A 2,619-nucleotide genomic window follows, 5' to 3' on the forward strand; every position below is an offset into this window, starting at 1 on the left:
GTGCGGCTGTGCGACCGGGCCGGGTGGGGACACGCCGATGAGCGGCTGGGTGGCCGGACGCGCCGCCGCGCTCGCGCTCGCGTCTCTCGTGGCGGCCGACGGGACGACGCCGGCGCACGGCGCCCACACCGCGATCGCGGTCCTGGCCTCCGTCGTGTTCGGGGTGCTGCTCTCGCTGCTGCCGCAGGCCATGTTCGATCCCGAAAGGCGGGCCGCCCCATGAATGAGCGAATCGGGGACACGACGTCCGAGGTCACTCCCCCGCCGAAGGAGGGCCCATGAGTTTCGAGACCACCGCGCTGCTGCTGACGTGGGTGGCGATCGTGCTGCTCGCGCTGGTCGTCTCCGGGCTGGTGCGCCAGGTGCACCAGCTCACGCAGGGGCCGCGCACCCGCGACCTCGGACTGCGGGCCGGCACGCCCGCGCCCGCCCTGGACGTCGTACGGGCCGAGCCCGGGCAGGCGACCCTCCTGCTGTTCCTGAGCGAGGACTGCCCGGTCTGCCACGACGTCTTCCAGGAGGCGCTCGGACTCCGCGGCGCCCCGGCGACCAGGGCGATCTTCGCCGAGGAGCCGATCGGCGGGGACCCGCCGGCCAACATCGCGGTCCTGTCGCGCCAGGCCGAGCTCTTCACGGCGTACCAGGTCCCGGCCACGCCGTACGGAGTGATCATCGGCGCCGACGGGCGGGTGCGCACGGCGGAGCCGGTCGGGTCGATCCGCGGCCTGCACGCCCTGGTCACCGACGCCGGTGGACGGCTGCACGGCGACGCGGAGCTGGACCCCAGCACACGGTGAGACCTGACGCGGCCCCGAGCGGCCGCGGGAACGAGGAGTGGCCATGCTCGATCTCGACAGCATCCCCCCGCTGCGCGGCCCCCGCCCGGAGGGCGCCGAGCGGGTACGCCGCCGCGCGCCCGCGGCGACCGCCGAAGGCGTCGGCCGCCGGTCCCTTCTCGGCGGAGTGATCGCCGCCGGCACCACGGCCGGGCTGGTCGCCGTGGGGGTCTTCACCCCGGCGCGCAAGGCCCTGGCGGCCTCGGGGCCCGGCACCAAGGGCTGGACCCCGGGCACCTACACGCATGGCCTGACCCCGGGCTACTACGACATCTACAGCACGTGCCCGTCGTACGCGTCGTCGCACAACTGCTCCCCCGGCTGCGGGCCCAGCACCGTGGTGTCCACCGCGTGCCGGACGAGCGGCACGTACCGCGGCTATCACAAGTCGGGCGTCTCGGACCCGGGCCAGTACAAGCTGCGGCCGAACGAGTGCTACGGCTCCAAGTACGACGGCTGGATCTGGCACTACGCGAACCCCTGCGGGGACTGCCCGACATCGGTGACCTGGCGCTGCCACGACGGCTGGACGAAGAGCGCCGCCGGCACCTGGTACAAGTCCATCTGCCGGTGGGCGTATGCCTGCAGCTGAGCCCGGACGGCGGAGGCGGAGCGAGGTGCCCTCGTGATCGGACTCGACCGGATCCCGCCCTCGCGCGGCCCGCGTCCGGCGGGCTTCGAACCCGTCCGCGGGTGGGCGCATGCTCGCGGCTGACCGGGTGCCCGCGGGGCGCCTGCGCCGGGGGCTGACCGAGCCGATGCTGCCGTTCGCCGTACTGGCCCTGCTGGCCGTCGCGGCGGCGGCCGCCGACCAGGCGGTGCTGTGCTGGGCCTCGGTGGGGGTGCTCGCCGGCTATTCGCTGTCCGGCTCGGTTTGAACGCGTAACAGCGACTTCGTGCTGTTCTCGCCAGGTTGGCGGGCTCCCGTACGGCAGGGCCAGGTCCTCGCCGTCTTCTCCGCCGGGCTGCTGCTCGGCGGCGAGGTCACCGCGACCGTGCTGTGGCTGCTGTCCGGCCTGGCGGCGCCCCTTCCGGGACCGGTGCGCACCGCGCTCATCCTCGCCGTGGCGGCCCTCGGCGTCGCGCGTGAGGCGGGGTGGGTGCGGATCCCGATGCCGCAGAACGCCCGGCAGATCCCGCAGGAGGTGCTGCGCGCCCGGGTACGGCGGGGCGCGCTGCAGTTCGGGTTCGAGCTGGGCACCGGCGTGCGCACGTACGTCTCCGCGAGCGCCCCGTACGTCGTCGCGCTCGGGCTGCTGCTCGCCCATCAGGGACCGGTGCCCACGCTCCTGACCGGCACGGGCTTCGGGACCGGCCGCGCCGCGACCGCGGCGGCCCGGTACGCCAGCCGCCACGACGAGTGGGACGACCGCCGCGTGACCCGCATGCCGCTCGTGACGAACGCGATCGGCGTGACCGTGCTGGTGTCCCTGGCGATCCTGCTCGTGCTCCGAGGATGACGAAGCCGGTCGGCGCGACGACGACGCTCAGTCGTCGATGGCCGCGTACACCGTGGTCCAGAAGTCCTGGAACACCCGCGGCGGGCGCGGCGACGTCATCGCGGCCTGGGTGAACAGGACGCCCACGAGCCCCTCGGACGGGTCGGCGGCGGCCGTCGTGCCCAGGCCCCCGGCCCAGCCGAAGCGTCCCGGGCGCGTGGCCAGGTCGTCGCGGCCCCCGTCCACCGCGATGCCGAACCCCCAGCCGCCCGAGCCGAGGAACAGCTCACTGCCCGCCTTCTGCGCCGGCGTGAGGTGGTCGGTGGTCATCAGCTCCACCGCCG

General features: G+C 74.6%; 5 protein-coding genes and 1 pseudogene. 5 read left to right on the top strand and 1 reads right to left on the bottom strand.

Annotated elements, in window-relative coordinates; translation table 11 throughout:
• The 5 genes from ACFFNX_RS47340 to ACFFNX_RS47360 all read left to right on the top strand — a co-directional run.
• Window positions 1–223 (top strand): hypothetical protein (locus ACFFNX_RS47340; RefSeq protein WP_378212965.1); only part of this gene is annotated, 223 nt, incomplete at its 5' end.
• Between the two features lie 55 nt (window positions 224–278).
• Entirely contained in the window at window positions 279–797 is a 519-nt protein-coding gene (locus ACFFNX_RS47345; protein ID WP_378212966.1) for a thioredoxin domain-containing protein, read from the top strand.
• Between the two features lie 43 nt (window positions 798–840).
• Entirely contained in the window at window positions 841–1,428 is a 588-nt protein-coding gene (locus tag ACFFNX_RS47350) for a hypothetical protein (RefSeq protein ID WP_378212967.1), read from the top strand.
• A gap of 109 nt (window positions 1,429–1,537) precedes the next feature.
• Window positions 1,538–1,714, top strand: a complete 177-nt coding sequence (locus ACFFNX_RS47355) for a hypothetical protein (protein ID WP_378212969.1) — start codon at window positions 1,538–1,540, stop codon at window positions 1,712–1,714.
• A gap of 18 nt (window positions 1,715–1,732) precedes the next feature.
• Window positions 1,733–2,296: a hypothetical protein gene (locus tag ACFFNX_RS47360; RefSeq protein WP_378212970.1), complete on the top strand. Its 564-nt coding sequence runs from the start codon at window positions 1,733–1,735 to the stop codon at window positions 2,294–2,296.
• Between the two features lie 27 nt (window positions 2,297–2,323).
• Here the strand turns inward: ACFFNX_RS47360 and ACFFNX_RS47365 are convergent.
• Window positions 2,324–2,619 (bottom strand): annotated as a pseudogene (locus ACFFNX_RS47365) (serine hydrolase); the annotation flags it as partial.

Origin of the sequence: Actinoallomurus acaciae, assembly GCF_042429965.1 — a bacterium.
Taxonomy (GTDB): domain Bacteria; phylum Actinomycetota; class Actinomycetes; order Streptosporangiales; family Streptosporangiaceae; genus Actinoallomurus; species Actinoallomurus acaciae.

Coding starts and splice junctions, on each gene's coding strand:
- ACFFNX_RS47345 (WP_378212966.1), top strand. CDS start 279: ATGAGTTTCGAGACCACCGCGCTGCTGCTGACGTGGGTGGCGATCGTG.
- ACFFNX_RS47350 (WP_378212967.1), top strand. CDS start 841: ATGCTCGATCTCGACAGCATCCCCCCGCTGCGCGGCCCCCGCCCGGAG.
- ACFFNX_RS47355 (WP_378212969.1), top strand. CDS start 1,538: ATGCTCGCGGCTGACCGGGTGCCCGCGGGGCGCCTGCGCCGGGGGCTG.